A 25,046-nucleotide genomic window follows, 5' to 3' on the forward strand; every position below is an offset into this window, starting at 1 on the left:
GCTCCCTTTTTTTTATTTATAGTAAGATGGGGCAACCACAAGGAGCTATTGGCGTTTTTGATTCGGGGTATGGTGGGCTCACCGTGCTTAAGAGTCTCATGGAGCAAATGCCGAATTACGATTTTATCTACTTGGGTGATAATGCTCGCACTCCCTATGGCAACCGTTCGTTTGAGGTGGTATATGAGTACACGCTTCAGGCCGTCGAAAAGTTGTTCGACATGGGATGTCATTTGGTCATTCTGGCTTGTAATACAGCCTCCGCAAAAGCGTTACGAACCATTCAACAGAAAGATCTTCCCCGCATTGATGTTACGCGGCGTGTATTGGGGGTGATTCGTCCCAGTGTTGAAGCTGTGTCGCAGTATACATCAACCGGGCATGTGGGCGTGGTTGGAACCGTAGGGACGGTGATGTCCGATTCGTATCCTCTCGAAATCAAAAAGCTCTATCCTCACATGACGGTTGTGCAGGAAGCGTGTCCCATGTGGGTGCCATTGGTCGAAAATGGGGAAGCCCATTCTCCCGGTGCCGATTATTTTGTGCAGAGGCATTTGATGCAGTTGATGCAGCGGGATGAGCAAATTGATACGTTAATTTTGGGTTGTACCCATTACCCGTTATTGATCGATAAAATACGTCAATATTTGCCTTCTAAAGTGACTGTTTTATCGCAAGGCGATATTGTGGCAGCTAGCTTGGTCGATTATTTGCATCGGCATCCCGACATGGATGCCAAATGTCTTAAGCAAGGGCAGGTACAATTTTTTACCACCGAAAGCACCCAGAAATTCAGTTTAGCTGCAGCGCTTTTCCTCAATCAATCGGTTGAAGTACGTCATGTTGGATTGTAATAAAAAAGCCCGTCAGCAATTGAGCAAACGGGCATTGTAGTACTACGGTTTGATAATTATGATTCTTTATACCATCCGGCATACATCAGGTAGTTGTTCGATATTTTTTCAATCATCTCTTTCGTTTGCCCGGGTTCAATGTCCTTTACTTTTTTTGCGGGAACGCCGGCGTACACACTACCGGGTTCGACAATGGTGCCCGTGAGAACCAGTGAATTGGCTGCGATGATGGAATTTGATCCAATCACGGCATGATCCAAAATGGTGGCACCGATACCGATGAGCGCGTTTGATTCGATTTTCGCACCATGTATGCAGACGTTGTGCCCGATGGAGACATTGTCGCCAATCTCGATGGTTGATTTTTGATACAGCGTATGCAAGACTGCTCCGTCCTGGATATTCACTTTATTTCCAATTTTGATGGAGTTGACATCGCCCCTCAGAACTGCGTTGAACCAAATGGAGCAGTCGTCGCCAATTTCTACATCGCCAATGATGGTGGCGTTTTCGGCAAGGTAAACATTGTTGCCGATTTTTGGGGTGAACCCTCTGACTGATTTGATGAGTGCCATGATGATGTTATTGTCTCTGATTATGGTTGCAAAGATAAGGATGCCTTTGATGATGAAACAATGTTTGAGGATTTTTGGTTGCCGATTCTCGTTTTTTGTTTGTTTCTAATTTGGAATTATTCAAAATTAGAGTTGCCTTTTTTATTGAATTTTTATGTCGTCGTTTTTCGTAATTATCAAACATTCAGGTGTTAGAGTGTGGATTTTTATCCATCATTTGTGAATATTCATTCATGCAAGATGGTTGGTTGCTTCTGTAAGCCTTGATTCACACCTTTATACCAGGAGATAGTTTCCTATATTTGTGCTGCTTTTTTTGAGGCGGTACAGAATTCAATTTTTTTCTAAATCAATATGTGGTCGGTGCTAACGGTTCTTGCGTTAGTGTCGGCTCATTCGGTGTATAGCCGAATTAATGTATTTGACCATGATGCAGAAGACAAAAGTTATTGAACGCGAAGAGGTTGTGGTGCGTTTTTCGGGCGATTCGGGTGATGGTATGCAGCTCACCGGCTCGCTTTTTTCGAACACGTCGGCCGTTTATGGAAACGACATTTCTACATTTCCCGATTTTCCATCTGAAATACGTGCCCCGCAAGGAACCATTGGCGGGGTGTCGGGTTTTCAGGTTCACATTGGTAGCGGCGATGTGCATACGCCAGGAGATCAGACTGATGTGCTGGTTGCCATGAATCCTGCGGCATTAAAAGCCAATGGTAAGTTTATGAAACCCGGTGGTATTTTGATTGTTGATATTGACAGTTTTGACGAAAAGAGTATTGTAAAGGCGGGATATCAAACTGAAGATCCTCTTGCTGAAGAGCATCTGGGGGACTATTATGTAATAAAGGTTCCTATCACATCGCTGACCAAGGAGAGCTTGAAGGAGATGGGATTGGATGCCAAAAGTATTTTGCGAAGTAAAAATATGTTTGCCCTCGGTTTGGTGTGCTGGTTGTTTAACCGCCCGCTGGAATATACGCAAACATATATTCGAAATAAATTTGCCAAGAAACCTCAAATTGTTGATGCCAACCTTAAAGTGTTACAGGATGGTTACGATTATGGGATGATTCTTGAGGCTGTGACACCTTCGTACCACATTCAGCCTGCCGATATTGAGAAAGGATTTTACCGCAACCTTAACGGAAACACTGCCGTGGCTTGGGGGTTTATCGCTGCTGCCGAAAAAAGTGGTCTCGAGTTGTTTTTGGGGTCTTATCCCATTACGCCTGCCACTGAAATTTTGCAGGAATTGAGTGGGCGTAAGGATTTGGGCGTTAAAGTGTTTCAGGCTGAGGATGAAATTGCCGGTATATGTTCGGCTTTGGGTGCATCCTTTGCAGGACGATTGGCTCTGACTACGACTTCGGGGCCGGGTTTCGCCTTAAAGGCCGAAGCCATTGGTTTGGCTGTGATGGCCGAATTGCCTCTGGTGATTGTTGATGTACAGCGTGGGGGGCCTTCTACCGGATTGCCCACTAAGACTGAGCAAAGTGACTTGTTTCAGGCACTTTATGGACGTAACGGTGAGAGTCCTGCTGTGGTAATAGTTGCCAGCACGCCCGTCAATTGTTTTGATTATGCCTATATGGCTGCAAAAATTGCTGTTGAACACATGACGCCCGTGATTTTGCTTACCGATGGATTTTTGGCCAATGGCACGCAGCCTTGGCGAATCCCCGATTTAAGTGAGTTTCCTGCTATTGTGCCGCCTTTGGTTCATCAAAAAAAGGATGGATGGTATGCTTATGCGCGCGATGCTGAGAGCTTGGTGCGTGGTTGGGCTGTTCCTGGAACTCCCGGTTTGCAACATCGAATTGGTGGCTTGGAGAAGGATTATTTCACAGGTGCCTTGTCGCACGATGGGCCAAATCACCAAAAAATGGTGGATACCCGCGAAGCTAAAGTTCAGAAAATCGCAGACTCGCTGCCTCCTCTCGAAATATTGGGCAATGAAGATGCTGACTTGTTGGTGATTGGATGGGGTGGAACCTTTGGTCATTTGCATACCGCCGTGGCCAGGCTCAATGAACAAGGCTATCGTGTGGCTCAGGCTCACTTTCATTACATTAACCCGATGCCGTTAAATACCTACGAGGTGCTGAAACGTTATAAAAAAATCGTGGTATGTGAACTCAACCTGGGGCAGTTGGCCGGGTATCTGCGTATGAAATTCCCCGATATTCAATATGCTCAGTTTAATAAGGTTCAGGGCTTGCCATTTACAAGTGCCGAATTGGTTGATAATTTTAAAAAAATGTTGGAGGATTAAGCCATGACTGAAAAAACGATGATGCAGGAGGCATCAGCATTGACATATACCGATTTTAAAAGTAACCAAAGTGTAAAATGGTGTCCCGGATGTGGAGACCACGCCATATTGAATTCGGTGCAGAAGGCCATGGCCGAGCTGGGGTATTCGCAAGAAGAAGTCGCAGTGATATCCGGTATTGGCTGTTCGTCGCGTTTTCCTTATTATATGAATGCCTATGGTTTTCACACCATTCATGGCCGTGCTTCAGCGGTGGCTACCGGTGTGAAAATTGCCAATCCAGAGTTGAAAGTTTGGCAAATTACCGGTGATGGAGATGCTTTGGCCATTGGGGGCAATCATTTTATTCATGCCGTTCGACGTAATATCGACCTTAATATTATTCTCTTTAATAACCAAATTTATGGGTTGACAAAGGGTCAGTATTCTCCCACTTCAAAAAAAGGGTTTGTGTCAAAAACCTCTCCCTTTGGAACCATTGAGAATCCGTTCCGTCCCGGAGAGCTTACCATTGGTGCTCGCGGGCATTTTTTCGCGCGTACCATTGACAAGGAGCTGAAGCTGACCGTTGAAGTGCTCAAAGAAGCTGCAAAATTTAGTGGTGCTTCGGTGGTTGAAGTGCTTCAAAACTGCGTGATTTATAACGATCGAACTCACGAAGTCCTCACCGAAAAGGGTTTTAAAGAGGAGCGTACCATTGTGCTTCGTCATGGTCAACCGATGTTGTTTGGCAAGGACAACGACAAGGGCTTGATGTTGGATGGTTTGAATCTGAAAGTGGTGAAATTGGGCGATAATGGGATTACTGAAAAGGATATTTTGGTTCACGATGCCATGAATCCCGATCCATCGTTGCATCTCAAATTGGCCAATATGGAATATCCCGACTATCCGGTGGCCATGGGCGTGATTCGCGCGGTGCCTTATGCGACATACAATGCCGAGTTGGTTGAGCAGATTGAAGCAGTACAAGCTAAATCGAAAATCAAGTCGTTTAAGGATTTGGTGTTTTCGGGCGATGTATGGGAAGTGAAGTAATTGTTACATGATATGATAGATGAATGACGCCAGCGGATCACCCGTTGGCGTCATTTCGTTTTAAGGCATGCTTGTTTGCATTGTCAAACCATTATCTTTGAATGGATAAACTGTTCGCCATGACCACACTTCCGCCGGCCATTGTGGCCGAATTGCGTCGCCTGCTAAAGGGCGATGTGTATGAGGATATTTCCACCCGATTGATTTATAGCACCGATGCATCGGCTTATCAAGAAATACCAATGGCAGTGGTGCGGCCGCGCGATGTGCAGGACTTAAGCCTGTTGGTGTCGTTTGTGCGACGTCATCGCTTGCCTGTCATTCTTCGTGGCGCCGGGACTTCGTTGGCCGGGCAGGTTGTGGGTGGTGGCGTTGTGGTGGATGTGTCGACTTTTTTGAATAAGGTGCTCGAGGTGAATGTCCCCGAACAATGGGTGATGGTTGAACCCGGCGTGGTGCTTGATGAGTTGAATTTGGCCGTTAAACCTCATGGCTTGTTTTTCGGCCCTGAAACATCTACCTCTAATCGGTGCACCATGGGCGGAATGGTGGGTAATAATTCCTGCGGCAGTCATTCATTGGTGTATGGCAGCACACGCGATCATTTGCTCGAGGTGCATGGCTTTTTATCAAATGGCGAGGAGGTGGTTTTCAAATCCTTGTCGCATGGCGAGTGGGAGTCAAAATGTAAGAGTGAGACCCTCGAAGGGGACATCTATCGTTTTTTTAGAGAATTGATGGCTGACCGGGATATGCTCGATGAAATTTGGCGTGAATATCCGCATCCCGACATTCATCGGCGCAATACCGGTTATGCTCTCGATGTGGTGTGCCGTCAAATCCGTGAGACGGGGCACATTAATTTGGCACCATTAATTGCCGGTTCCGAGGGGACGTTGATGGTGATGTCAAGGCTGAAATTGTCGTTGGTGCCACTGCCTCCCTTGGCTTGTGGGCTGTTGTGTGTGCATCTTCATTCGTTGCGTCAGGCTGTTGACGCAAACCTGGTGGCATTGACGTTTTCGCCTGTGGCCGTTGAATTAATGGATAAAAAAGTTCTTGATTTAACGCGCGAAAATATCGTTCAGCGTCAAAATCGGTTTTTTATTGAAGGTGACCCTCATGCTCTGTTGTTGGTCGAAATGCGTGGCGATAGTCCTGAGGATGTGCAGGTGCAGTCACATCGTTTGGTCGATGCATTACAGCAACAACGTCTTGGTTACGCTTATCCATTATTGACCGGGTTAGACATCCGGCGAGTATGGGATTTACGAAAGGCCGGGCTGGGCGTTTTGTCAAATATGCCGGGTGATGAACTGCCCGTGCCGGTCATCGAAGATACTGCCGTGCGGGTGCAGGAGATGGGTGATTATCTCGATTCAATTTCTGCAATGTTGCAACGATATGGGAAGTCATGTGTTTATTATGGGCATATTGGCAGTGGCGAGTTGCATCTTCGTCCGGTGTTGAACATGAAACAACCGGGCGATGTGCAGATGTTTCGTAACATTGCATTGGACACTGCTCACATTGTGAAACATTTTCGGGGTTCGTTGAGTGGTGAGCATGGCGATGGGCGGCTTCGGGGCGAGTTTATTCCCTTGATGGTGGGTGAACGTGTTTATGAATTGTTACGCCGTTTGAAGTCGGTCTTTGACCCTGTCAATCTTTTCAATCCAGGTAAAATTGTCGATGCCCCGTCCATGGATGCATGTTTGCGTTACCGGATGGCAGAAGTGGCACTGCCCGAATCTGTTTTTGATTGGAGTGAATCCGGGGGCTGGGTTCAAGGGGCTGAACGTTGCAACGGTTCGGCCGATTGTCGTAAGAGTAGCCTGATGGGCGGCGTGATGTGTCCTTCGTTTATGGCGTTGCGAAACGAGAAGGACTCGACACGTGCAAGAGCCAATCTGTTGCGGCATTTTTTTACCGGTTCTCTGTCTATCGATAAGCAGGGGATGGCGGTAGTTCTCGAAGCACTCGATTTTTGTTTGTCGTGCAAGGCGTGTAAGGCTGAGTGCCCTTCTAATGTGGATATGGCCAAACTCAAGGCTGAATTTTTGAATTGGTATCGTCAAAAGTATGGCTCAACATTGCGCGAGCGTGTGTTTGCCTATCAGCCTCAATGGATGAAGCCGGTATCCTTATTGCCCTGGTTTTATAATTGGATGGTGGGAAACCAGTTGATGGCTTCGTGGTTGGCAGGAGTCCTTGGCTTGGATGCTGATGTTTCATTGCCACGTTTGGGTTCCCGCACCTTGCGTCATTGGTTTCGTGATGAGCGGTTTGTGCCCGATGGACGCCGAGTGGCCTTTTTTGCCGATGAGTTTACCAATTATTCCGATGCAGCCATTGGGATGAAGGCCATTGCTTTGTTGCAGCGGCTGGGCTATCGTGTTGAGATGCCCAAGCATGTCGAGAGTGGGCGAACTTTTTTGTCAAAGGGATTTTTGCCTGATGCCCGCCGGGTGGCACGGAAAAATGTTCAGCTCTTGTCCTCTCTTGTCTCCGATGAGATGCCTCTGGTAGGGGTGGAGCCATCGGCCGTGTTGACTTTTCGCGATGAATATCCCGATTTGGTGGGGAGTGATTTGGTTAATTCGGCCCAGTCATTGGCGCAACATGCGTTGACAATAGAGGAATTTCTGTGGCGCGAGATGGCGGCCGGGCGAATACAGCAGTCATCTTTTACGGATAGCGTTCGTCACGTGCGTTATCACGTACATTGTTATCAAAAGGCGTTGAGTGATGCTTCTGTGACAGGTAAGGTGTTGTCGTTTCCTGTTAATTATACTGCCGAAGCCATTTCATCAGGTTGTTGCGGCATGGCTGGTTCGTTTGGTTACGAGGCCGAGCATGCCGATTTGGCGCAGCGCATTGGGGAGCTTCGTTTGTTTCCCGCTGTGCGTTCAACACCTGTGGGGGTGTTGGTGGCTGCTGCCGGCACTTCCTGTCGTTCGCATATCTTACACCATACCGCCAGGCAGGTGCAGCACCCTGTCGAGATATTGTATGAAGCGTTGGTGTAAATGATGGTTTTTCTTAACTTATGGTTTGCAAACCGAGATTGTCTGTGGCGTTTATGGGCAGTCTCAATAATTCCATAGGATATGCAAACGATGAGCGAATTTTTGGAGATGGTTCGGCTGCGAAATCCCCATGAGCCGGAATTTATACAAGCTGTTGAAGAAGTGGTGACATCGGTTTGGGAGGCTTATGTGTCCAATCCGCGATATGTTCAAGCCCGTTTGCTTCATCGCATGGTTGAGCCTGAGCGAATTGTTTCATTTCGCGTGTGTTGGGTCGATGATGCCGGGCAGGTGCAAGTTAATCGAGGCTATCGGGTGCAATTCAATTCTGCCATTGGGCCTTACAAGGGTGGTTTGCGCTTTCATTCCAGTGTGTCGCTGGGGAGTTTGAAGTTTTTGGGTTTTGAACAAACATTCAAAAATAGCCTGACCTCACTACCGATGGGCGGAGGAAAGGGGGGCTCCGATTTTAGCGTTCGGGGACGTTCCGATGGGGAAATCATGCGTTTCTGTCAATCTTTTATGTGCGAGTTGTTTCGTCATATCGGGGCTGATACAGATGTTCCGGCCGGTGATATTGGCGTGGGGCTCGCGAAATCGGCTACCTGTTTGGGATGTATAAAAAATTGCGAAATCACTTTACCGGGGTGCTCACCGGTAAGGGGCTTGACTATGGTGGAAGTCTCATTCGGCCGGAAGCCACCGGTTTTGGAGCCGTTTATTTTGTGCGTGAGATGTTGGCCGAAGTGGGAGAGGAGTTGCGAGGCAAACGACTGGCCATCTCCGGGTTTGGCAACGTGGCCTGGGGGGTAGCGCTTAAGGCTACGCAATTGGGTGCCAGGGTGGTTGCTCTTTCAGGGCCTGATGGTTACGTGCATGTGCCCGATGGGATCACCGATGAACAAGTAGCGTATATGCTCGAGTTGCGTGCATCTAATCAGGATGTGATTCGCCCCTTTGCCGAGCGTTTTCGTGTCAAATATGTTGAAGGCCGCAAGCCTTGGGAATTGCCTGTAGATATTGCCATGCCCTGTGCCATTCAAAACGAGATGGACGAAGCGGACGTGAAGCAGCTCATTCAAAATGGATGTCGTTTGATTGCCGAGGTCTCTAATATGGGTTGTACGGCTCAGGCCGTGACGCTGGCCAATCGCCATTTGTTGTTTGCCCCTGGAAAAGCCGTTAATGCCGGGGGTGTTGCCACATCGGGGCTTGAGATGTCCCAAAACAGCATGCGCTTGAGCTGGAGTCGTGAGGAGGTTGATGCCCGTTTGCTTCATATCATGCGCAACATCCATCGCACCTGCTTGCTTCATGGTAAAATGCCCGATGGACGCGTGGATTATGTGAAGGGAGCCAATGTGGGTGCATTTATTAAAGTCGCTGAGGCCATGATGGCACAAGGCATTGTGTGATTTTTTATTCCCTCATCGGGGTGTCATTTGGTTCATCTTTCTATTTTTGTTGAAAAATGAATCATGAGTTGGATCGATACCCATTCGCACATATATTTAGATGCTTTTGATGATGACCGTGACAATGTGGTGGCACGCGCCATTGAGTCAGGTATTCAGCACATCCTGATGCCCAATGTGGATATCTCTACCATCGATCGCATGCATCAGGCCGAACAGCGCTATGCATGTTGTAAAGCCATGATGGGACTTCATCCCACTTCGGTCAACAGCCATTGGCAGGACGCATTGGCGGTGGTTGATGGTTGGCTGAAGCGTCGTGCTTATGTGGCAGTGGGTGAGATTGGCGTTGATTTATATTGGGATAAGACGTTTATAAATGAACAAATTGAAGTGTTTGAACAGCAAATTCGTTGGGCCATCGATCTTGATTTGCCCATTGTGATACATTGCCGGGATGCTTTTCCTGAGGTTTTTGCGGTGCTTGATCGATGCCACACTTCCCGACTCCGCGGGGTTTTTCACAGCTTTAGCGGTGGCGTGGATGAGTTGCAAAAGGTTGCTCAATATGGGACATTCAAGGCTGGCATTAACGGGGTGGTGACATTTAAAAATTCTCAGCTCGCTGATGTGATTTCACGCTTCGACGCGTCGTTGTTCCTGTTGGAGACCGATGCACCTTATTTGGCTCCTGTGCCGCATCGGGGACGGCGCAACGAACCGGTTTATTTGCTTCGCGTGGCTGAGCGGGTTGCATTGGCTTTGGGTTTGTCAATGAGTGAATTGAGTGAAGTGATGGCGCAAAACACCCGGGATGTTTTTGGGCAGATGGGGAGATGAGGGCTTAATCTTTTTTAAAATTCACCATCAAATATTAAACAGTTTTTTGTGAATCGTTTGATTGGGGCATGTGCCATTTTGTGTTTGGGGAAGTGTGGGCGGCTTGAGTTAATGCATTGATAGGCAAATATTTATTGACTTAGTGTGAGAACGGTAAATAACATGCTTCAAAATTTGTAATTGACTTTTTTTTTGTAATTTGCAGTCCTCAAAACGCAAGGTTTTTAACGAATCTTTTTTAATTTTGTTGTTCGGATTTCCAATCGTAATTCTTTTAAATAAACAATAAACAGAGAATTAATTTTAAGTATTAACAAACTAATACAAATCAAATTTTTGAATGGTTATGAAAAAGCTATTTGCATTATTTGCTGTTATTGGCATGCTTTATTTAGGAACTGCTCCTGTCAGTGCTCAAGAGCCTGAAGCAGCTCAAACAGAAGCACCCGCACAGGTAGAAGAAGCCGCTGCACCTGCTGTGGATGCTGCTGCTGCCACTGATGAAGCTCCTGTGGGTCTTCACAAGTCTCTTAAAATCAAATTCGTTGAAGGTGGTGTGGGCTGGATGATCCCCATCTTGTTGTGTTTGATTTTAGGTTTGGCGATCTGTATTGAGCGCGTTATTTATTTGAACTTGTCAACATCAAACACTAAGAAACTGTTGTTGAACATCGAAAATGCTTTGAACAATGGTGGTGTAGAAGCTGCTAAGGAAGTATGCCGCAACACTCGTGGTCCTGTTGCCTCTATCTTTTACCAAGGTTTGGATCGTTACGACGAAGGTGTAGACGTGGTTGAAAAATCAGTTGTATCTTACGGTTCTGTTCAAATGGGTCTTTTAGAAAAAGGATTGACTTGGATTTCACTCTTTATTGCCTTGGCTCCTATGCTCGGGTTCTTGGGGACTGTAATCGGTATGATCCAGGCTTTCGACAGCATCCAGGCTATGGGTGACATTTCTCCTACTGCTGTTGCCGGTGGTATTAAAGTGGCTTTGATCACCACAGTATTCGGTTTGATCGTTGCGATCATTCTTCAGGTATTCTACAACTATATCCTTAGCAAAGTTGACGGTATCGTTAACACCATGGAAGATGCTTCTATCTCTCTGTTGGATATTATTGTAAAATTCAAAATGAAAAACTAATCAGACAATGAAGAAAATCACCAAAATAGCCAGTGTAACGATGTATATCGTCCTGCTGTTGACCGTAGTGTTCACAGTCTTGACGTTGGTAGGCGGTTCCGTTGAAGGTGATACAAACGAAACGCCAGTATATCTGGATACACTGATGAATTTCACCTACGTTCTTGTTGGTGCGACTCTTGGCATATTGATTCTTTTTGAAATTTTCCATGTTGTGACCAACCCGGCCAACGCAAAACGCACCGCCATTAATTTGGTGATTGTTGCTGCAGTGATTGGGGTGGCGCGCATGATGGCTGATGGCACGCCTTTGAAGATCATTGGTTACGAAGGTTCTGATAATGTACCTTCGATGTTAATCCTCACGGATGTGGGCTTGTATGTGTTCTATATCTTGTTTGGTGTCACATTGGCAACTATCCTGTTTGCAGAAATTTCAAAGAACTTTAAATAATTCGGGTTTTACCTGTTAAAAATTTAAATCAATTATGGCAAAAAGAGCAGCACCGGAAATCAACGCGGGATCTATGGCCGACATCGCCTTCCTGTTGTTGATCTTCTTCCTCATCACCACTACTATGGGGACAGATGCGGGCTTGGCACGTATGTTGCCACCTCCTCTTCCTCCTGAAACAGAGGCGCCACCCCCGGTGAATGAGCGAAATGTTTTCGTGGTTTTGTTGAATAGTAATAACCAGTTGTTGGTTGAAAACCAATATATGGATATTAAGGAGTTGAAACGAGCAACCAAGGAGTTTATTGAGAATCCGTTCAACAAGGAAAACCTTTCAGAGAAGAAAGATCAACAGATTGACTTTTTTGGACTTTATCCGGTAAGCAAGGGTATTATTTCCTTGCAAAATGACCGAAATACGCAATATCAGGCTTATTTGTCAGTTCAAAACGAATTGCAGGCAGCCTATAATGAGTTGCGTGATGAATTGTCAAAACGCAAGTTTGGGAAGGGTTATGCCGACTTGGATGAAGAGCAGCAAAAGGCCGTTCGTGAAGTCTATCCTCAGCGTATTTCCGAAGCAGAACCTAAAAACGTAGGCACTAAAAATTGAGATATGGCGAAGTTTAAGAAAAAAAAGGGGGGCAGAATGGCTCCCATCAGTACCGCTTCTTTGCCTGATATCATCTTTATGTTGTTGTTCTTCTTTATGGTGAGTACCACGATGAAAGAAGTGACGTTTAAAGTTCAGATTCGGACTCCGGAGGCGACAGAAGTAGAAAAACTGGAGAAAAAGTCATTGGTTACTTACATTTATGTGGGTGTACCGTTAAAACAGTATCAGAGCATGTTTGGTACTGAGCCTCGAATCCAGTTGAATGATGCTTTTGCGACGGTGAATGATATTCAAAGCTATATCGCTTCTGAGCGAGAAGCAATGAAAGAGAGTGACCGTCCTAAGATGACAACATCCATTAAGGCCGATTTTGATTGTCCAATGGGCGTTATCACCGATATTAAGCAAGCATTGCGTCAGGCTCAAGCATTGAAAATCAGTTATAGTACACGTAAAGTGGAAAAAAATAGCTGATAGTTAATGATTGAAATAATTTTAAGGGAGGGCTTTGGGCTCTCCCTTTTTTGTTTTTGGATGGTTTGGTATGTCACACAATTTTCTAATTTCGCAAACGATTTTTAAGTGTAATTCAAATGGATGATTATCACCCGGAAATAGATTAATCACAAGGGCATCTTCTGATGCTCTGATAAAGCGTTGGGAGGTGGAGTATGATTGGTTATTATGTGAGCAATCGGGGTTTGCACACTGTTGCCCAGTGGGAGCCAGGGTGTTGGATTAATGTGGAGTGCCCAGGTGATGAGGATCGTGAGTTGTTGCTCAATCGTTATCAGGTTCCGGAAGCTTTTTTAAATGATATTGAGGACGTTGATGAGCGACCGCGCATTGAAGAGGAGGATGGATGGCATTTGATTGTGATTCGGATTCCTTGTCGCAATGTTGATAGTGGTGTTCCTTATTCAACAGTCCCTTTAGGTTTAATATTTAAAGACGAAGTGGTGGTGTCGGTTTGCCATTTTAAGACCGATTTGATTGATGACTTTATTCTTTACACTAAGCGGAAAGCATTTGATATTCATACCCGATACGATTTAGCTTTTCGATTGTTATTGTCGGCTTCTGTGTGGTACCAGAAGTACCTAAAACAGGTAAATATGCGCATTAAGGAGGCTGAGAAGGAGTTGGAACGATCTATTCGCAACGAGGATTTGCAGACCTTGCTCAAGCTCGAAAAATCACTTGAGTTTTTTATCACTTCCCTCAAAGGGAACGATATCCTTTTACACAAGTTGCGAAACCTTAAATCGCATCGGGATACGTTTGATGCCGACTTGGTTGAAGACGTTGAAATTGAGTTAAAACAAGCTCAGGAAACCACCAATACCTATAGTAACATTTTGAGCGGGATGATGGATGCGTATGCTTCGGTGATCTCCAATAACCTGAACGTGATTATGAAACAGTTGACATTGGTGTCAATTATTTTGATGATTCCCACGTTAATTGCCAGTTTGTTTGGAATGAATGTCCGGAACGGGCTTGAAGAACAATCGTGGAGTTTTGGGTTGATTATTATTATTTCGGTAATGTTGTCGGGGATTGGCGTGTTTTTATTTAAACGGAAGAAATGGTTTTGATAGTGCTTGTGGCAATGCATTATGAAATAAAAACAGACCGTCCTGTGTAAATAGGCGGTCTGTTTTTGTATGGGGTTTGTGTGTTAATTTTTTTGTGTCATATTAGCGACAATCGAGAAGAGGATGTACAGTAAAATCAGGATGGAGATGCCTCCCCAGCCCAGAATTCCTATAAGAATGAGTCCTGCAATTAATAGAGTGTATCGTGGTGCATTGCCTTGCCATCCGTAGGTTTTGAATTTTAGAGAAAACATGGGTATTTCGCTTACCAATAGTGAACTGAAAATGGCAATGGCAATGATGATAAATGTTGGCGACAGGATGTTTTGAAGTGCCGTTGCCGATGGGCTTTTCAATAATAGCACGAATGATGCCGTGAAAATACCCGTTGCAGTGGTGGTAAGTCCCAGAAAGTTTTCACTTTGCCGAGTGTCGACATTGAACTTTGCCAGTCTTAGAGCCGCAAATGCCACCAGGATGAACGGGGACATCACGATAATCTGGTTGATGAGGCTCATGTTGAAGAACGATTGGTTGGTGCTGGCAAATTTGAGACTGTACATCATGTTTGACCAGATGGCAGCCGGTGCAAAACCAAAGCTAATGAGGTCGGCCAGGGAGTCGAGTTGTTTGCCGATTTCGCTGTAGGCTTTCAGGGCGCGTGCTGCAAATCCATCGGCAAAGTCAAATAGCGCACCGAAAAAGATGAGATATGCAGCCGTTTCCCAGTGGCCATGAATGGCCATAAAGACTGCAAAAACACCGCAAAGGAGGTTGAGGAGGGTGATGAAATTAGGGATGAATCGTGTCATTGCTTTGTTAATTGGATTGAATGGCGAATGTAATGCAAACTCTTTATCTATGATGTTGTTTTATATGAAAAATGTGTGAAGGAAGCTTTTCCTGAAGGACGAAGTTAAAAAATCAGGGATATTTTTTGTGACTTTGAATTATCCTTTTAATTTTGCAAATGATTTGAATATAAAACAAATGAACACTAACACACATCATCATCACCATCTTGTCTTACGCCATATAGGGTAGGTGGTTTGATTGTGTCTGTTTGTGAAAGATATGTATCAGGGCTTATCCATTTGGGTAGGCCTTTTTTATTGTCACGAGAGGGAAATAACTAAAAGAAAACGATATGTTACGAATTGCATTGCAGAAGAAAGGCCGTTTGAACGAAGATTCAATGGCATTGCTCAAAGAAGCAGGAATCAAGTTTAATGTTGGCAGCGGAAAATTGGTGGCCACATGTGCCGACTTTCCTATCGAAGTGTTGTTTTTGCGCGATGATGATATACCACAGACTGTAGCCAACAATGTGGCCGATATCGGAATTGTTGGTGAAAATGAGTATCAGGAAAAGCAATATGAACTCACCATTGCCAAACGTTTAGGCTTTAGCAAGTGTCGCATTTCGTTGGCCATCCCTAAGGAGGAGAACTATACCGATTTAGGTTGGTTCAACGGCAAAAAAGTGGCCACCTCATATCCGGTGATTCTTCGGAACTTTTTTAATGAGAAAAACATCAATGCCGAGATTCATGAAATTGCCGGGTCAGTAGAAATTGCACCTGGTATTGGGTTGGCCGATGCCATTTTTGATATTGTAAGTTCCGGAAGTACCTTGGTGGCCAACCACCTTAAGGAGGTGGAAGTGGTGATGAAATCGGAAGCCTTGTTGGTGGCTGCGCCCGGTATTTCAGCCGATAAACAAGCCCTGCTTGATGAGATTATTTTCCGTATCAATTCGGTGAATGCTGCCAAATCGAACAAGTATATCTTGCTGAACGCGCCCAACGACAAAGTTGCTGAAATTGTGAAGGTGCTGCCAGGCATGAAAAGCCCCACTGTATTGCCTTTGGCTCAAGAGGGATGGAGCTCTATTCATTCTGTAATTGGCGACAAGCAATTTTGGGATGTCATCGGTAAACTGAAAGAAGCCGGTGCTGAAGGCATCTTGGTGGTTCCCATCGAAAAAATGATTCTTTAAAAGGCATTTATGCAAATATCCATCAGACCCGCTGTGGATCAGTGGAGCGAATTGCTTCGCCGTCCCAATATTGATGTGTCCGACTTGTTTGGCATGGTTCAGGAGGTACTCAATCATATCCGTACCGATGGCGATGCGGCCGTGCGTCGTTATACTGCCAAATTTGACGGATACGATGCCCAGGTTGTGCAAGTGTCGCAAGAGGAGATTGACCGTGCCTGCATGGCCGTGTCCAACGAGCTTAAGCAAGCCATTATCACCGCCCGGCACAATGTGGAGAAGTTTCATTCGGCTCAACATCTTGCGGTAAAAAAAATTGTAACACAGCCCGGTGTGACCTGTTGGCAAAAAAGCGTGGGCATCGAAAAGGTTGGCCTTTATATTCCGGGAGGAACAGCACCTCTGTTTTCAACGGTGTTGATGCTGGCTGTGCCGGCTAAAATTGCCGGTTGTAAGGAAATTGTGTTGTGCACCCCGCCCGATAAGGAGGGGAATATTCATCCTGCCATTCTTTACACCGCTTCGCTGGTGGGGGTTCACAAGGTGTTTAAGGTCGGGGGCATTCAGGCCGTAGGTGCTATGGCTTACGGAACCGAAAGCATTCCCAAGGTGTATAAAATCTTTGGCCCCGGTAACCGTTACGTTACGGCAGCCAAGCAATTGGTAAGCTTGCGCGATGTGGCCATTGACATGCCGGCAGGCCCTTCGGAGGTGCTGGTGATGGCCGACAACTCAGCCAATGCCGCCTTTGTGGCTTCCGACCTGTTGTCGCAGGCCGAGCATGGTGCCGACAGCCAGGTGATTTTGGTGACCAACAGCGAGGATATGCTCAATAATGTGATGGCTGAGGTAAAGGTACAAGTGGCGCGTTTGCCCCGCGAGGAGGCCGCCACCAAGGCATTGACTCACAGTCGTGCCATATTGCTCGATACTGTTGAAGAAATGGTGGCGCTGAGCAATGCCTATGCACCTGAGCACCTGATATTGAGTGTGAAGGATGTGCATCGGGTGGCCGAGCGCATTGTTAATGCCGGTTCGGTGTTTATGGGCAACTACACGCCCGAAAGTGCCGGCGATTACGCCTCCGGCACCAATCACACGTTGCCCACTCACGGATATGCCACGGCTTATTCGGGCGTAAACCTCGATAGCTACATTCGTAAAATTACGTTTCAGGAGATTACCCGCGATGGTCTCATGAAGTTGGGGCCTGTGATTGAAACCATGGCCGCTGCCGAGCTGCTCGAAGCTCATAAAAATGCCGTGACCCTGCGCCTGAACAGCTAAGGTTTTCATGCTGATGTTGAAATTTTAAATGACAACTTATGAACTATTTCGAAAAACTTTTACGACCCAATATCGCTCGATTAAAACCTTATTCATCAGCTCGCGACGAGTACACCGGTGACGAGGGGGTGTTTCTCGATGCCAACGAAAATCCCTTTAATTCGCCCTACAACCGTTATCCCGACCCGCGTCAGCGTGTGTTGAAGGCCAAAATTGCAGCCATCAAGGGCGTTGAGCCGGGCTGTATTTTTCTGGGCAATGGTAGCGATGAACCCATCGATCTGATGTATCGTGCCTTTTGCGAGCCGGGGGTCGACAATGTGGTGTCCATTGACCCTACATACGGGATGTATCAGGTTGCTGCCGATATCAACAACATTGAGGTGCGTAAGGTGTTGCTCACTGCCGATTATCAGATGGATGTGCCTGCTTTGCTGGCGGCGGCTGATGACAACACCAAACTGTTGTTTCTCTGTTCGCCCAATAACCCCACCGGCAATTGTTTTCATATTGCAGACATTGAGGCCATCCTCAAAGGGTTTAAAGGAATGGTGGTGCTGGATGAAGCCTACATCGACTTCGCTCCCGGTAAAAGTTTCCTGCCCCGACTGGCCGAATTTCCCAATCTGGTGATTCTGCAAACCTTTTCGAAGGCATGGGGCATGGCCGGATTGCGTTTGGGAATGGCTTTTGCTTCGCCCGAGCTGGTGCAGGTGCTCAGTAAAATTAAGTATCCCTACAACCTCAATATTCTGACCCAACAGACAGCCCTGGAGTTGCTCGACAGTGTGTCGGAGATGGAGAATTGGGTGAAGCTGTTGCTCAACGAGCGTGAGGTGCTTTCGGCCGAGTTGGCCAAGCTGCCTTTTGTAAAGAAGCAGTATCCTTCGGATTCCAACTTTTTGTTGGTGAAGACTGAGGAACCCCGTAAGATCTATCAATATCTGGTGGGTCATAAAATCATCATCCGCGACCGTTCGTCGGTGGCCTTGTGCGAGGGATGCCTGCGCATCACGGTGGGATCGCCCGACGAGAATCGTCAGTTGCTTGATGCGCTCAAAAAATATTGAGTTAACCTTATTGGCGATGGCCGGCAGATGTGAGACATCGGATTGGTCATCGCCTTTAATTTTTCTGAAGGGATGAAGAACGCTTTTATTTTAATCTTTTTAGCGATGATGACAACCGCATGGGGTCAGTACCGGCGCATCGCTTTGTGGGACGGAGAAGTGCCCGGCAATAAAGCCAATGTGCAGGTGGCTGAAGTGAATGTGAATAACCGCGTGTCGAAGGTGACACGGCCCGAGCTGTTGCATTACAAGGCTGTGAATGGTGTCGATTCGCTCCGGCCGGCCATTGTCATTGTGCCCGGTGGCGGCTACATTCGCGAAGCCATCGATCACGAGGGATATCTGGCCGCCGAGTGGTTTGCCCGGCAGGGCTTCGAAGCCTTTGTGCTCAAATATCGCCTGCCCGATCGTGAGCTGGTGAATGACGCTGCGTTAGTGCCTCTGATGGATGGTCAGCAGGCCATTTACCTGGTGCGTTCGCGGGCTGCCGAGTTTGGCGTGGACGCCTCGCGGGTGGGCATCATTGGCTTTTCGGCGGGCGGGCATTTGGCTTCGTCGGTCTCTACCATGTTTTCGGAACCTGTCAACAAGCAGTTGAAACCGGCCGATGTGCGCCCCGATTTCTCGGTGCTGATGTATCCCGTTATTTCGATGGATACGTTGGTGACGCATCGGGGCAGCCGCGACAATCTGTTGGGCAAGGAGCCCGATGAGGCGATGGTGGCCCGTTTCTCCACCGACCTGCAAGTGTCGGCACAAACGCCGGTGACGCTCATGGTTCACGCCATCGACGACAAGGCCGTGCCGGTGGCCAACACCGAGCGCTATGCCGGTAACTTGTTTGCCAGGGGCGGCAACGTCACCAAGGTGATTCTGCCCATGGGCGGCCATGGTTTCGGTTTCGACCCTAAGCGTCCGGTTGCTTACTGGACCGGTTATTTGAAGACCTGGCTGGAGGCTAATGGATGGATGACGGGTGTGAAATAACTTGAGCGAGGAATTCAATTCTTATTGGGGGTTGGATGTCGTATCTTTGTTGTCATCATGAGTGTTGTGCCAGAAGTGACGAGCGTAGAATATCTGCTGAAAGATTATCTGTTTGTAATAGATTTGATCAACGATTAAAAGATGAATGCCAAAATTAAATATTGGATTGATTTGTCGGATTATGATCTTGAAACAGCAGAAGCCATGCTGATGAGTAAGCGATATTTATATGTTGGATTTATGTGCCATCAAACCATCGAAAAAGCTTTTAAAGCCTATTTTGCCAAGATGAGTCCTGATGTTGTCCCGTTTCTCATAGTTTGTCTTACTTAGCTAAGAAGGGTGGTTTCTATGAGTTGTTTACAGATGTGCAAAAGGAATTTATTGACCAGATTGAACCTCTCAATATTGAGGCACGTTATCCTTCTCATAAAGAAAGATTGCTGAGGAGTTTGAGTGATGCTAAATGCATTGAATTGATATGTAGAACTAAAGAATTGCAGCAATGGATAAAAGAGAAGCTATAGGTAAAGTAACCCAATACAGCTCGTTGCTAAAACAGCATATGCAATTTGAAAAGGTATATCTTTTTGGTTCATATGCCAAGAATACGAACCGGGAAGATAGCGATATTGATGTTGCCATTGTTGTGAAGCATGTGGATGGTGATTTCTTTTCGGTGACCCCTTTGCTTTGGAAGCTGCGACGAGAAGTTGACGACCGCATTGAGCCGATTCTCATCGAACGGGATTTTGATGATGCCGGATTTATGAGTGAAATCTTAGAGCATGGAATTGAAATCGCCTAAGAAGGAGGCTGGTTGTTTTATCCCAATAAATTAAATGGAGTGTTGATTGCGCTGCATCAATTTCGTGCAGCCAAGTATGATAGAACTATGCAAACCAAACAAAAAATACTATTCATCGACCGCGATGGCACGCTGATACTCGAGCCTCCGGTCGATTTTCAGGTGGACAGCCTGGAGAAGCTGGCCTTTTACCCCGGCGTGTTTCAAAACCTTTCGCGCGTGGCCACGCACCTGAGCTATCAACTGGTGATGGTGACCAATCAGGACGGGTTGGGGACGGCTTCGTTTCCCGAGGAGACTTTTTGGCCGGCGCAAAATAAAATGATGCAGGCGCTCGAGGGCGAGGGCATCCGTTTTGATGCCGTGCACATCGACCCAACGATGCCGGCCGACAATGCCCCCACGCGCAAGCCGCGCACGGGCATGCTTACTCAATACTTTGGTGAGACCTACGACTTGTCCGGCTCGTTTGTCATTGGCGATCGGCTCACCGATGTGGAGCTGGCCAAGAACCTTGGTTGCAAAGCCATTTTGCTCAAACCTGTTGACGAGGGAACCGATATGGTGGCGGGCGCCGGTTTTGCCGACGTGTGCGCCCTCATCACACCCCATTGGAGTGAGGTGGCTGCCTTTTTGTTTCGCAGCGACCGCACGGCGGTGGTGGAGCGCAACACGGCCGAGACCCGGATTCGCGTAGAAATTGACCTCGACGGCACCGGCAAGTGCGACATTCACACCGGGTTGAGTTTTTTCGACCACATGCTCGAGCAGATTGGACGTCACTCGGGGTGTAACCTCACCATTCGGGTAGACGGCGACTTGCACGTCGACGAGCACCACACCATTGAGGACACGGCGTTGGCATTGGGCGAGGCCTTTCGTAAGGCGCTGGGCGACAAACGCGGCATTGAGCGTTATGGTTTTGCCCTGCCCATGGACGACTGTCTGGCATCGGTGGCACTCGACTTTGGCGGGCGTCCCTGGCTGGTGTGGGAAGCCGACTTTAAGCGTGAGAAGGTGGGTGACATGCCCACCGAGATGTTTCTGCACTTCTTCAAGAGCTTTAGCGATGCGTCGTTGAGTAACCTCAACATCAAGGCCGAGGGAGCCAACGAACATCACAAGATCGAAGGCATCTTTAAAGCCCTGGCGCGTGCCATCAAAATGGCCATTCGCAAAGACCCCATGAGCAATCAACTGCCCAGCACCAAGGGGGTGTTGTAAGACGTTTGGGGGATTAAACGCTGAGACGCCAAGACGCTGAGTTTATCTGTTTAGGAATCGACTTTTAGTCATCTGACATCATTCAAATCTCTGCCTCTTTGCGCCTCAGCGTTTAAATATGACTATCATAAAGGCGCTGAACCGTCGGAACTCCCCGGCTGTTCAGCGCCTTTTGTGTGTGGGGCGAGGTTCTTTTCGCCTGCCCTTATTCTGCAAGATGTACGATTGTCGTGGTATTTGAATCAATTTGTCCACCTCTTTCGCAGTGGATTCATGTAGTTTTGTGTTAATAAATGACAATATCTGAAAATAAGTGTGTCGCAATGCGGTCGCTTTCCTTCATAAAGAATGTGCACGAGAATAGAAAAGCGAACGGGAATTAATACAAAACATCTCAGCTTACCCCTTTGGGGGGATGAGGGGGCTAAATTTTTAAATATGGAAAAAAACTACACAAATCGATTGGTAACGATGGCCGTGTTGCTGTGCATGGCCTTGTCGCTTGCAGGGCAGCGAAAGATGGAGAGTCTCGATAGAGGCGTGGTGGCCGTGAAAGTTACCAATGGCGTGTTTCTGAGCTGGCGTCTGTTGGGCGATGAGTCGATGGACATGCAGTTTAATGTTTATCGCAATGGACAACTGTTGTCGGGTTCTCCCTTTTCGGGAGCCACGAATTTGGTGGATGCCTCGGGAACCACGCTGAGTTCGTACACCGTTGAAGCCGTGCTCGAAGGCCAGATACAAAACATTTCGCAGCCGGTGACCCCTTGGGCATCGCAATACAAAACCTTGCAGCTGAACCGCCCTGCCGCGGGCGTCACACCTCCCAATGCGTCGGGCAATGTGGGGAAGGCGGGGACTTCGTATCCTGACGGGCAGAATTACACCTACACCCCCAACGATTGCATGGTGGGCGATGTGGACGGCGATGGCCAATATGAGCTCATCGTGAAGTGGGATCCGTCCAATTCGCACGACAACTCGCAGTACGGCATTACCGGAAATGTGTATGTGGATGCCTACGAGTTGAATGGGACGCAATTGTGGCGCATCGACCTGGGGCGTAACATTCGCGCCGGAGCTCATTACACGCAAATCATGGTGGCCGACTACGATGGCGATGGCAAAGCCGAAGTGGTGATGAAAACCGCTCCCGGCACTGTCGATGGTCAGGGCAAGAATGTGCTCATGGGTTCTGATGCCCCCAATGCCGATTATCGCAATCTCGATCCTACCAAAATCAGCGGATCGACGATGGTGGGCACTGTGCTCACCGGGCCGGAGTATCTGACGCTTTTCGATGGCACGACGGGCGCCGGGTTGCACAGTGTTGCCTTTGCCCCTGTGCGTAGTTCCATTTCGTCGTGGGGTGACAGTTACGGCAATCGCAGCGAGCGCTATCTGGCTTGTGTGGCCTACCTCGACGGGGTGAACCCCAGCGTGGTGATGGGGCGCGGCTATTATGCCAAAACCTGTTTGAGTGCATTTGATGTCGTCAACAAGCAACTGGTAAAGCGGTGGGATTACGTGGCCTCGTCGTCGGGTACGGGAGCCTACGGGCAAGGGAACCACAACCTGAGCGTGGCCGATGTAGATGCCGACGGCAAAGACGAAATCATCTATGGCGCTTGTGCCATCAACGACAACGGCGCTTTTATGTATCGCACCGGGTTGGGTCATGGCGATGCCATGCATCTGTCCGATTTGAATCCCGATCGTCCCGGGCTCGAGGTGTTTTGCGTGCACGAAGAAACCTCGGCCGCTTACGGCTACGAGATGCACGACGCCGCTACGGGTGAAGTGCTTTGGGGAGTGAAGACCGGCACCGACGTTGGCCGGGGCGTGTCGGCCGATATTGATGGGGCGCATCGCGGCTTTGAGGCGTGGGTCAACGATGTGTTGTATTCGTGCACCGGCGAGGTGATTGCCAATGCCAAGCCGGGGTCGGTGAACTTTAGGGTGTATTGGGATGGCGATCTTCAGGACGAGTTGCTCGACGGGGTGGCCATTGGTAAGTGGAATTCCATTTCGAAAACATCATCTACCCTCATCAATTTTGGCAATTTGGTGAGCTCGGCATCGTGCAACAGCACCAAAAAAACGCCCTGCCTGAGTGCCGATATCCTGGGCGACTGGCGCGAGGAGGTGATTCTATACAACGCCAATGATCCTTCAAAAATCAACATCTTTACCACGGTGATTCCTACCGATCATCGTTTGTTTACCCTCATGCACGACCCTGTGTATCGTCTGGCTGTTGCCTGGCAAAATGTGGCCTACAATCAGCCGCCTCATTTGGGTTTTTACATTGGCGACGGGGTTGATGATTTGGTGGCTCCCAATATTGAAACCATCCCGTTGGCGGTCAACAATCGCCAGCAGGGCGGGGTGGAGGTGTACGGCATGCGTGGTCAGCGCATTGGCATCAAGGCCGATGCCGAAATTCTGGAGGTGGTGGTGCATGGCATCACCGGGCAATTGCTGGCCGGGCAAGGAGCCGTGAGTGGTGACGAAACGGAGCTGACCGTGCCACTCGGGCATCGACTGTGCCTGGTGAAGGTGACCACCCGCACCGGAACACAGGTGCGCAAGGTGGTGTTGCCCTGATGATGGGGATGATTGAAACGCTGAGACGCCAAGACGCTGAGTTTATTTGTTTATGAAGCGACTTTTAGTCATCTGACATCATTCAAATCTCTGCCTCTTTGCGCCTCAGCGTTTAAATATGACTATCATAAAGGCGCTGAACCGTCGGGACTCCCCGGCTGTTCAGCGCCTTTGATTTTATTGGCTTTGGCACTTAGTTGCTCTGATGCTTTCTTCCCTCAGTTCACACAATGCACAGCCGTTTTTTGGGGGCGTGAGGCCGATGGTGCCGAGGAGTCGTGGCGGGGGGCGAAGTCGCGCATTTGTTCGCGAATGGTGTTGAGCAGCACCAGGCATTTGGGGCAATTGTCGAAGAGGATGCGGGCCTGAATGTGCTCGCACAGCCGGGCAAAGGCAGCGTCGAGCAGGGGACGCACCTGTTTGATGCGGATGTCGGCCTGCGACAGGTTTTCGGGGCAGTGGTGCTCCATGATGTGGGCGAAGGCCATGTTTTTGTGGTTGAGCTCGGTCATCCAGTCGGTGAGTTGCAATTGTTCAAACAGGCGAGCATGGTTGTCGCGGGTCATAGTCAGCAGGTGGTCGATGGCGCGGGTCTCGTGGTGGTAGCCCTTTTGGGCGGCCTTTTGGCAGCGCAGCAGCAGTTTGTGCGCCAGTTGCGCGGTAGCCCTTTTTTCGGGGTCGAAGTGGCGGGTGAGGGCGGCCACCATCTCGAGCAGACTGGTGAAGATGAGCTCGCGCTGAAAGTCGGCATCGGCCAGTCGGCGGTAGGCATCGTGGCTATGCGCTTTCATAATGGCTTCGTGAGCCAGCAACAGCAGGGCGGTGTAGTCCGACCAGGCGGCGGGAGCGCCAATGTGGCGGGGGATGTGCTTTTCAATCAGCTCTACCATGGTGCTGTGAAAGCGGTAATGGTCGTCGAAGTGGCAGTGGGTAAGGTTCAGGGGTAAGGTTTTCATTGTAACGTGTAAGGATATAAGTTTAAGGTTTAAAGTTTGGGTTTTTTAAGTTTCAGGTTTCAGGTTACTGATGAACCTGAAACCCGAAACTATAAAAGCATGAACAATCTTCAATGGCAATGTTACGAAGTTTGCCGAAGTGGTCAGCCATACCAATGGGGGGTTTTGGGGGGTGCCCAAGGGCTGTTTATCCTTTCAGGTGCCATGCCACCAAAGTGGCAGTGGCGGGATACAAAAAAACCTTTCCGGCGTGGGCCGAAAAGGTTT

General features: G+C 48.1%; 22 protein-coding genes and 1 pseudogene. 20 read left to right on the plus strand and 3 right to left on the minus strand.

Features of this window, described 5'->3' with window-relative positions; translation table 11 throughout:
• The first annotated feature begins 26 nt into the window (after positions 1-26).
• Positions 27-854, plus strand: coding sequence for a glutamate racemase (gene murI, locus LX69_RS06925; RefSeq protein WP_111445197.1), 828 nt, complete (start codon positions 27-29; stop codon positions 852-854).
• A 56-nt stretch (positions 855-910) separates the two neighbouring features.
• On the opposite strand, the gene LX69_RS06930 is transcribed toward murI, so the two are convergent.
• A complete protein-coding gene (locus tag LX69_RS06930) occupies positions 911-1,429 on the minus strand; it encodes a gamma carbonic anhydrase family protein (RefSeq protein ID WP_111445101.1) in 519 nt (172 codons plus the stop codon).
• Positions 1,430-1,856: 427 nt separating this feature from the next.
• On the opposite strand from LX69_RS06930, the gene LX69_RS06935 reads away from it, so the two are divergent.
• From LX69_RS06935 to LX69_RS06980, 11 genes and pseudogenes are all read left to right on the plus strand, one after another.
• Positions 1,857-3,704, plus strand: coding sequence for a 2-oxoacid:acceptor oxidoreductase subunit alpha (locus tag LX69_RS06935; protein ID WP_111445198.1), 1,848 nt, complete (start codon positions 1,857-1,859; stop codon positions 3,702-3,704).
• Between the two features lie 3 nt (positions 3,705-3,707).
• A complete protein-coding gene (locus LX69_RS06940; protein WP_245934958.1) occupies positions 3,708-4,742 on the plus strand; it encodes a 2-oxoacid:ferredoxin oxidoreductase subunit beta in 1,035 nt (344 codons plus the stop codon).
• A gap of 101 nt (positions 4,743-4,843) precedes the next feature.
• The gene (locus LX69_RS06945) at positions 4,844-7,771 is read left to right on the plus strand and encodes an FAD-binding and (Fe-S)-binding domain-containing protein (protein ID WP_245934959.1); all 2,928 of its coding nucleotides are present in this window, start codon (positions 4,844-4,846) and stop codon (positions 7,769-7,771) included.
• A 231-nt stretch (positions 7,772-8,002) separates the two neighbouring features.
• Positions 8,003-8,305: pseudogene (locus LX69_RS18440) on the plus strand (Glu/Leu/Phe/Val dehydrogenase dimerization domain-containing protein); the annotation flags it as partial.
• Positions 8,306-8,397: 92 nt separating this feature from the next.
• Positions 8,398-9,186: a hypothetical protein gene (locus LX69_RS18445; protein WP_449495009.1), complete on the plus strand. Its 789-nt coding sequence runs from the start codon at positions 8,398-8,400 to the stop codon at positions 9,184-9,186.
• A gap of 63 nt (positions 9,187-9,249) precedes the next feature.
• Positions 9,250-10,026: a TatD family hydrolase gene (locus LX69_RS06955; protein WP_111445102.1), complete on the plus strand. Its 777-nt coding sequence runs from the start codon at positions 9,250-9,252 to the stop codon at positions 10,024-10,026.
• 346 nt (positions 10,027-10,372) lie between these two features.
• Positions 10,373-11,173 (plus strand): MotA/TolQ/ExbB proton channel family protein, encoded by an 801-nt coding sequence (locus tag LX69_RS06960; RefSeq protein ID WP_111445201.1) that lies wholly within the window; start codon positions 10,373-10,375, stop codon positions 11,171-11,173.
• Between the two features lie 7 nt (positions 11,174-11,180).
• A complete protein-coding gene (locus tag LX69_RS06965; protein WP_111445103.1) occupies positions 11,181-11,627 on the plus strand; it encodes a hypothetical protein in 447 nt (148 codons plus the stop codon).
• Positions 11,628-11,661: 34 nt separating this feature from the next.
• Positions 11,662-12,240, plus strand: a complete 579-nt coding sequence (locus LX69_RS06970; RefSeq protein WP_111445104.1) for an ExbD/TolR family protein — start codon at positions 11,662-11,664, stop codon at positions 12,238-12,240.
• A 3-nt stretch (positions 12,241-12,243) separates the two neighbouring features.
• Entirely contained in the window at positions 12,244-12,717 is a 474-nt protein-coding gene (locus LX69_RS06975; protein WP_111445105.1) for an ExbD/TolR family protein, read from the plus strand.
• 197 nt (positions 12,718-12,914) lie between these two features.
• On the plus strand, positions 12,915-13,841 hold the full coding sequence (locus tag LX69_RS06980; RefSeq protein WP_111445106.1) for a magnesium transporter CorA family protein: 927 nt from the start codon (positions 12,915-12,917) through the stop codon (positions 13,839-13,841).
• Between the two features lie 83 nt (positions 13,842-13,924).
• Here the strand turns inward: LX69_RS06980 and LX69_RS06985 are convergent, their stop codons facing one another.
• Positions 13,925-14,653, minus strand: a complete 729-nt coding sequence (locus LX69_RS06985) for a CDP-alcohol phosphatidyltransferase family protein (protein WP_245934960.1) — start codon at positions 14,651-14,653, stop codon at positions 13,925-13,927.
• 335 nt (positions 14,654-14,988) lie between these two features.
• Between LX69_RS06985 and hisG the strand changes: the two genes are divergently transcribed.
• The 8 genes from hisG (at position 14,989) to LX69_RS07025 (ending at position 23,823) form a co-directional block, all read left to right on the plus strand.
• The gene (hisG, locus tag LX69_RS06990) at positions 14,989-15,840 is read left to right on the plus strand and encodes an ATP phosphoribosyltransferase (protein ID WP_111445108.1); all 852 of its coding nucleotides are present in this window, start codon (positions 14,989-14,991) and stop codon (positions 15,838-15,840) included.
• 9 nt (positions 15,841-15,849) lie between these two features.
• Positions 15,850-17,127, plus strand: a complete 1,278-nt coding sequence (gene hisD / locus LX69_RS06995) for a histidinol dehydrogenase (protein WP_111445109.1) — start codon at positions 15,850-15,852, stop codon at positions 17,125-17,127.
• A gap of 38 nt (positions 17,128-17,165) precedes the next feature.
• Positions 17,166-18,197: a histidinol-phosphate transaminase gene (hisC, locus tag LX69_RS07000; protein WP_111445110.1), complete on the plus strand. Its 1,032-nt coding sequence runs from the start codon at positions 17,166-17,168 to the stop codon at positions 18,195-18,197.
• Between the two features lie 105 nt (positions 18,198-18,302).
• On the plus strand, positions 18,303-19,184 hold the full coding sequence (locus tag LX69_RS07005) for an alpha/beta hydrolase (RefSeq protein WP_245934961.1): 882 nt from the start codon (positions 18,303-18,305) through the stop codon (positions 19,182-19,184).
• Between the two features lie 141 nt (positions 19,185-19,325).
• Positions 19,326-19,517: a HEPN domain-containing protein gene (locus LX69_RS17955; protein ID WP_221621297.1), complete on the plus strand. Its 192-nt coding sequence runs from the start codon at positions 19,326-19,328 to the stop codon at positions 19,515-19,517.
• Positions 19,518-19,689: 172 nt separating this feature from the next.
• Complete coding sequence (locus LX69_RS07015; RefSeq protein ID WP_111445112.1) at positions 19,690-19,992, plus strand: nucleotidyltransferase domain-containing protein; 303 nt, start codon at positions 19,690-19,692, stop codon at positions 19,990-19,992.
• A gap of 87 nt (positions 19,993-20,079) precedes the next feature.
• On the plus strand, positions 20,080-21,216 hold the full coding sequence (hisB, locus tag LX69_RS07020) for a bifunctional histidinol-phosphatase/imidazoleglycerol-phosphate dehydratase HisB (protein ID WP_111445202.1): 1,137 nt from the start codon (positions 20,080-20,082) through the stop codon (positions 21,214-21,216).
• A 438-nt stretch (positions 21,217-21,654) separates the two neighbouring features.
• Entirely contained in the window at positions 21,655-23,823 is a 2,169-nt protein-coding gene (locus LX69_RS07025; RefSeq protein WP_170124275.1) for a rhamnogalacturonan lyase, read from the plus strand.
• 218 nt (positions 23,824-24,041) lie between these two features.
• Here the strand turns inward: LX69_RS07025 and LX69_RS07030 are convergent, their stop codons facing one another.
• Positions 24,042-24,779: a DUF6261 family protein gene (locus LX69_RS07030; RefSeq protein WP_111445113.1), complete on the minus strand. Its 738-nt coding sequence runs from the start codon at positions 24,777-24,779 to the stop codon at positions 24,042-24,044.
• Positions 24,780-25,046: the final 267 nt, after the last annotated feature.

The sequence above is a fragment of the Breznakibacter xylanolyticus genome, from assembly GCF_003254275.1.
GTDB lineage: Bacteria > Bacteroidota > Bacteroidia > Bacteroidales > Marinilabiliaceae > Breznakibacter > Breznakibacter xylanolyticus.

Excerpts from the sequence above, each read along its gene's own strand:
- LX69_RS07030 (WP_111445113.1), bottom strand. The coding sequence starts at position 24,779 with ATGAAAACCTTACCCCTGAACCTTACCCACTGCCACTTCGACGACCAT.
- hisD (WP_111445109.1), top strand. The coding sequence starts at position 15,850 with ATGCAAATATCCATCAGACCCGCTGTGGATCAGTGGAGCGAATTGCTT.
- LX69_RS06960 (WP_111445201.1), top strand. The coding sequence starts at position 10,373 with ATGAAAAAGCTATTTGCATTATTTGCTGTTATTGGCATGCTTTATTTA.
- hisB (WP_111445202.1), top strand. The coding sequence starts at position 20,080 with ATGCAAACCAAACAAAAAATACTATTCATCGACCGCGATGGCACGCTG.
- LX69_RS06975 (WP_111445105.1), top strand. The coding sequence starts at position 12,244 with ATGGCGAAGTTTAAGAAAAAAAAGGGGGGCAGAATGGCTCCCATCAGT.
- hisC (WP_111445110.1), top strand. The coding sequence starts at position 17,166 with ATGAACTATTTCGAAAAACTTTTACGACCCAATATCGCTCGATTAAAA.
- hisG (WP_111445108.1), top strand. The coding sequence starts at position 14,989 with ATGTTACGAATTGCATTGCAGAAGAAAGGCCGTTTGAACGAAGATTCA.
- LX69_RS06980 (WP_111445106.1), top strand. The coding sequence starts at position 12,915 with ATGATTGGTTATTATGTGAGCAATCGGGGTTTGCACACTGTTGCCCAG.
- LX69_RS07005 (WP_245934961.1), top strand. The coding sequence starts at position 18,303 with ATGATGACAACCGCATGGGGTCAGTACCGGCGCATCGCTTTGTGGGAC.
- LX69_RS06965 (WP_111445103.1), top strand. The coding sequence starts at position 11,181 with ATGAAGAAAATCACCAAAATAGCCAGTGTAACGATGTATATCGTCCTG.
- LX69_RS06970 (WP_111445104.1), top strand. The coding sequence starts at position 11,662 with ATGGCAAAAAGAGCAGCACCGGAAATCAACGCGGGATCTATGGCCGAC.
- LX69_RS06930 (WP_111445101.1), bottom strand. The coding sequence starts at position 1,429 with ATGGCACTCATCAAATCAGTCAGAGGGTTCACCCCAAAAATCGGCAAC.
- LX69_RS06955 (WP_111445102.1), top strand. The coding sequence starts at position 9,250 with ATGAGTTGGATCGATACCCATTCGCACATATATTTAGATGCTTTTGAT.
- LX69_RS06940 (WP_245934958.1), top strand. The coding sequence starts at position 3,708 with ATGACTGAAAAAACGATGATGCAGGAGGCATCAGCATTGACATATACC.
- murI (WP_111445197.1), top strand. The coding sequence starts at position 27 with ATGGGGCAACCACAAGGAGCTATTGGCGTTTTTGATTCGGGGTATGGT.
- LX69_RS07025 (WP_170124275.1), top strand. The coding sequence starts at position 21,655 with ATGGAAAAAAACTACACAAATCGATTGGTAACGATGGCCGTGTTGCTG.
- LX69_RS17955 (WP_221621297.1), top strand. The coding sequence starts at position 19,326 with ATGAATGCCAAAATTAAATATTGGATTGATTTGTCGGATTATGATCTT.
- LX69_RS07015 (WP_111445112.1), top strand. The coding sequence starts at position 19,690 with ATGGATAAAAGAGAAGCTATAGGTAAAGTAACCCAATACAGCTCGTTG.
- LX69_RS06945 (WP_245934959.1), top strand. The coding sequence starts at position 4,844 with ATGGATAAACTGTTCGCCATGACCACACTTCCGCCGGCCATTGTGGCC.
- LX69_RS06985 (WP_245934960.1), bottom strand. The coding sequence starts at position 14,653 with ATGACACGATTCATCCCTAATTTCATCACCCTCCTCAACCTCCTTTGC.
- LX69_RS06935 (WP_111445198.1), top strand. The coding sequence starts at position 1,857 with ATGATGCAGAAGACAAAAGTTATTGAACGCGAAGAGGTTGTGGTGCGT.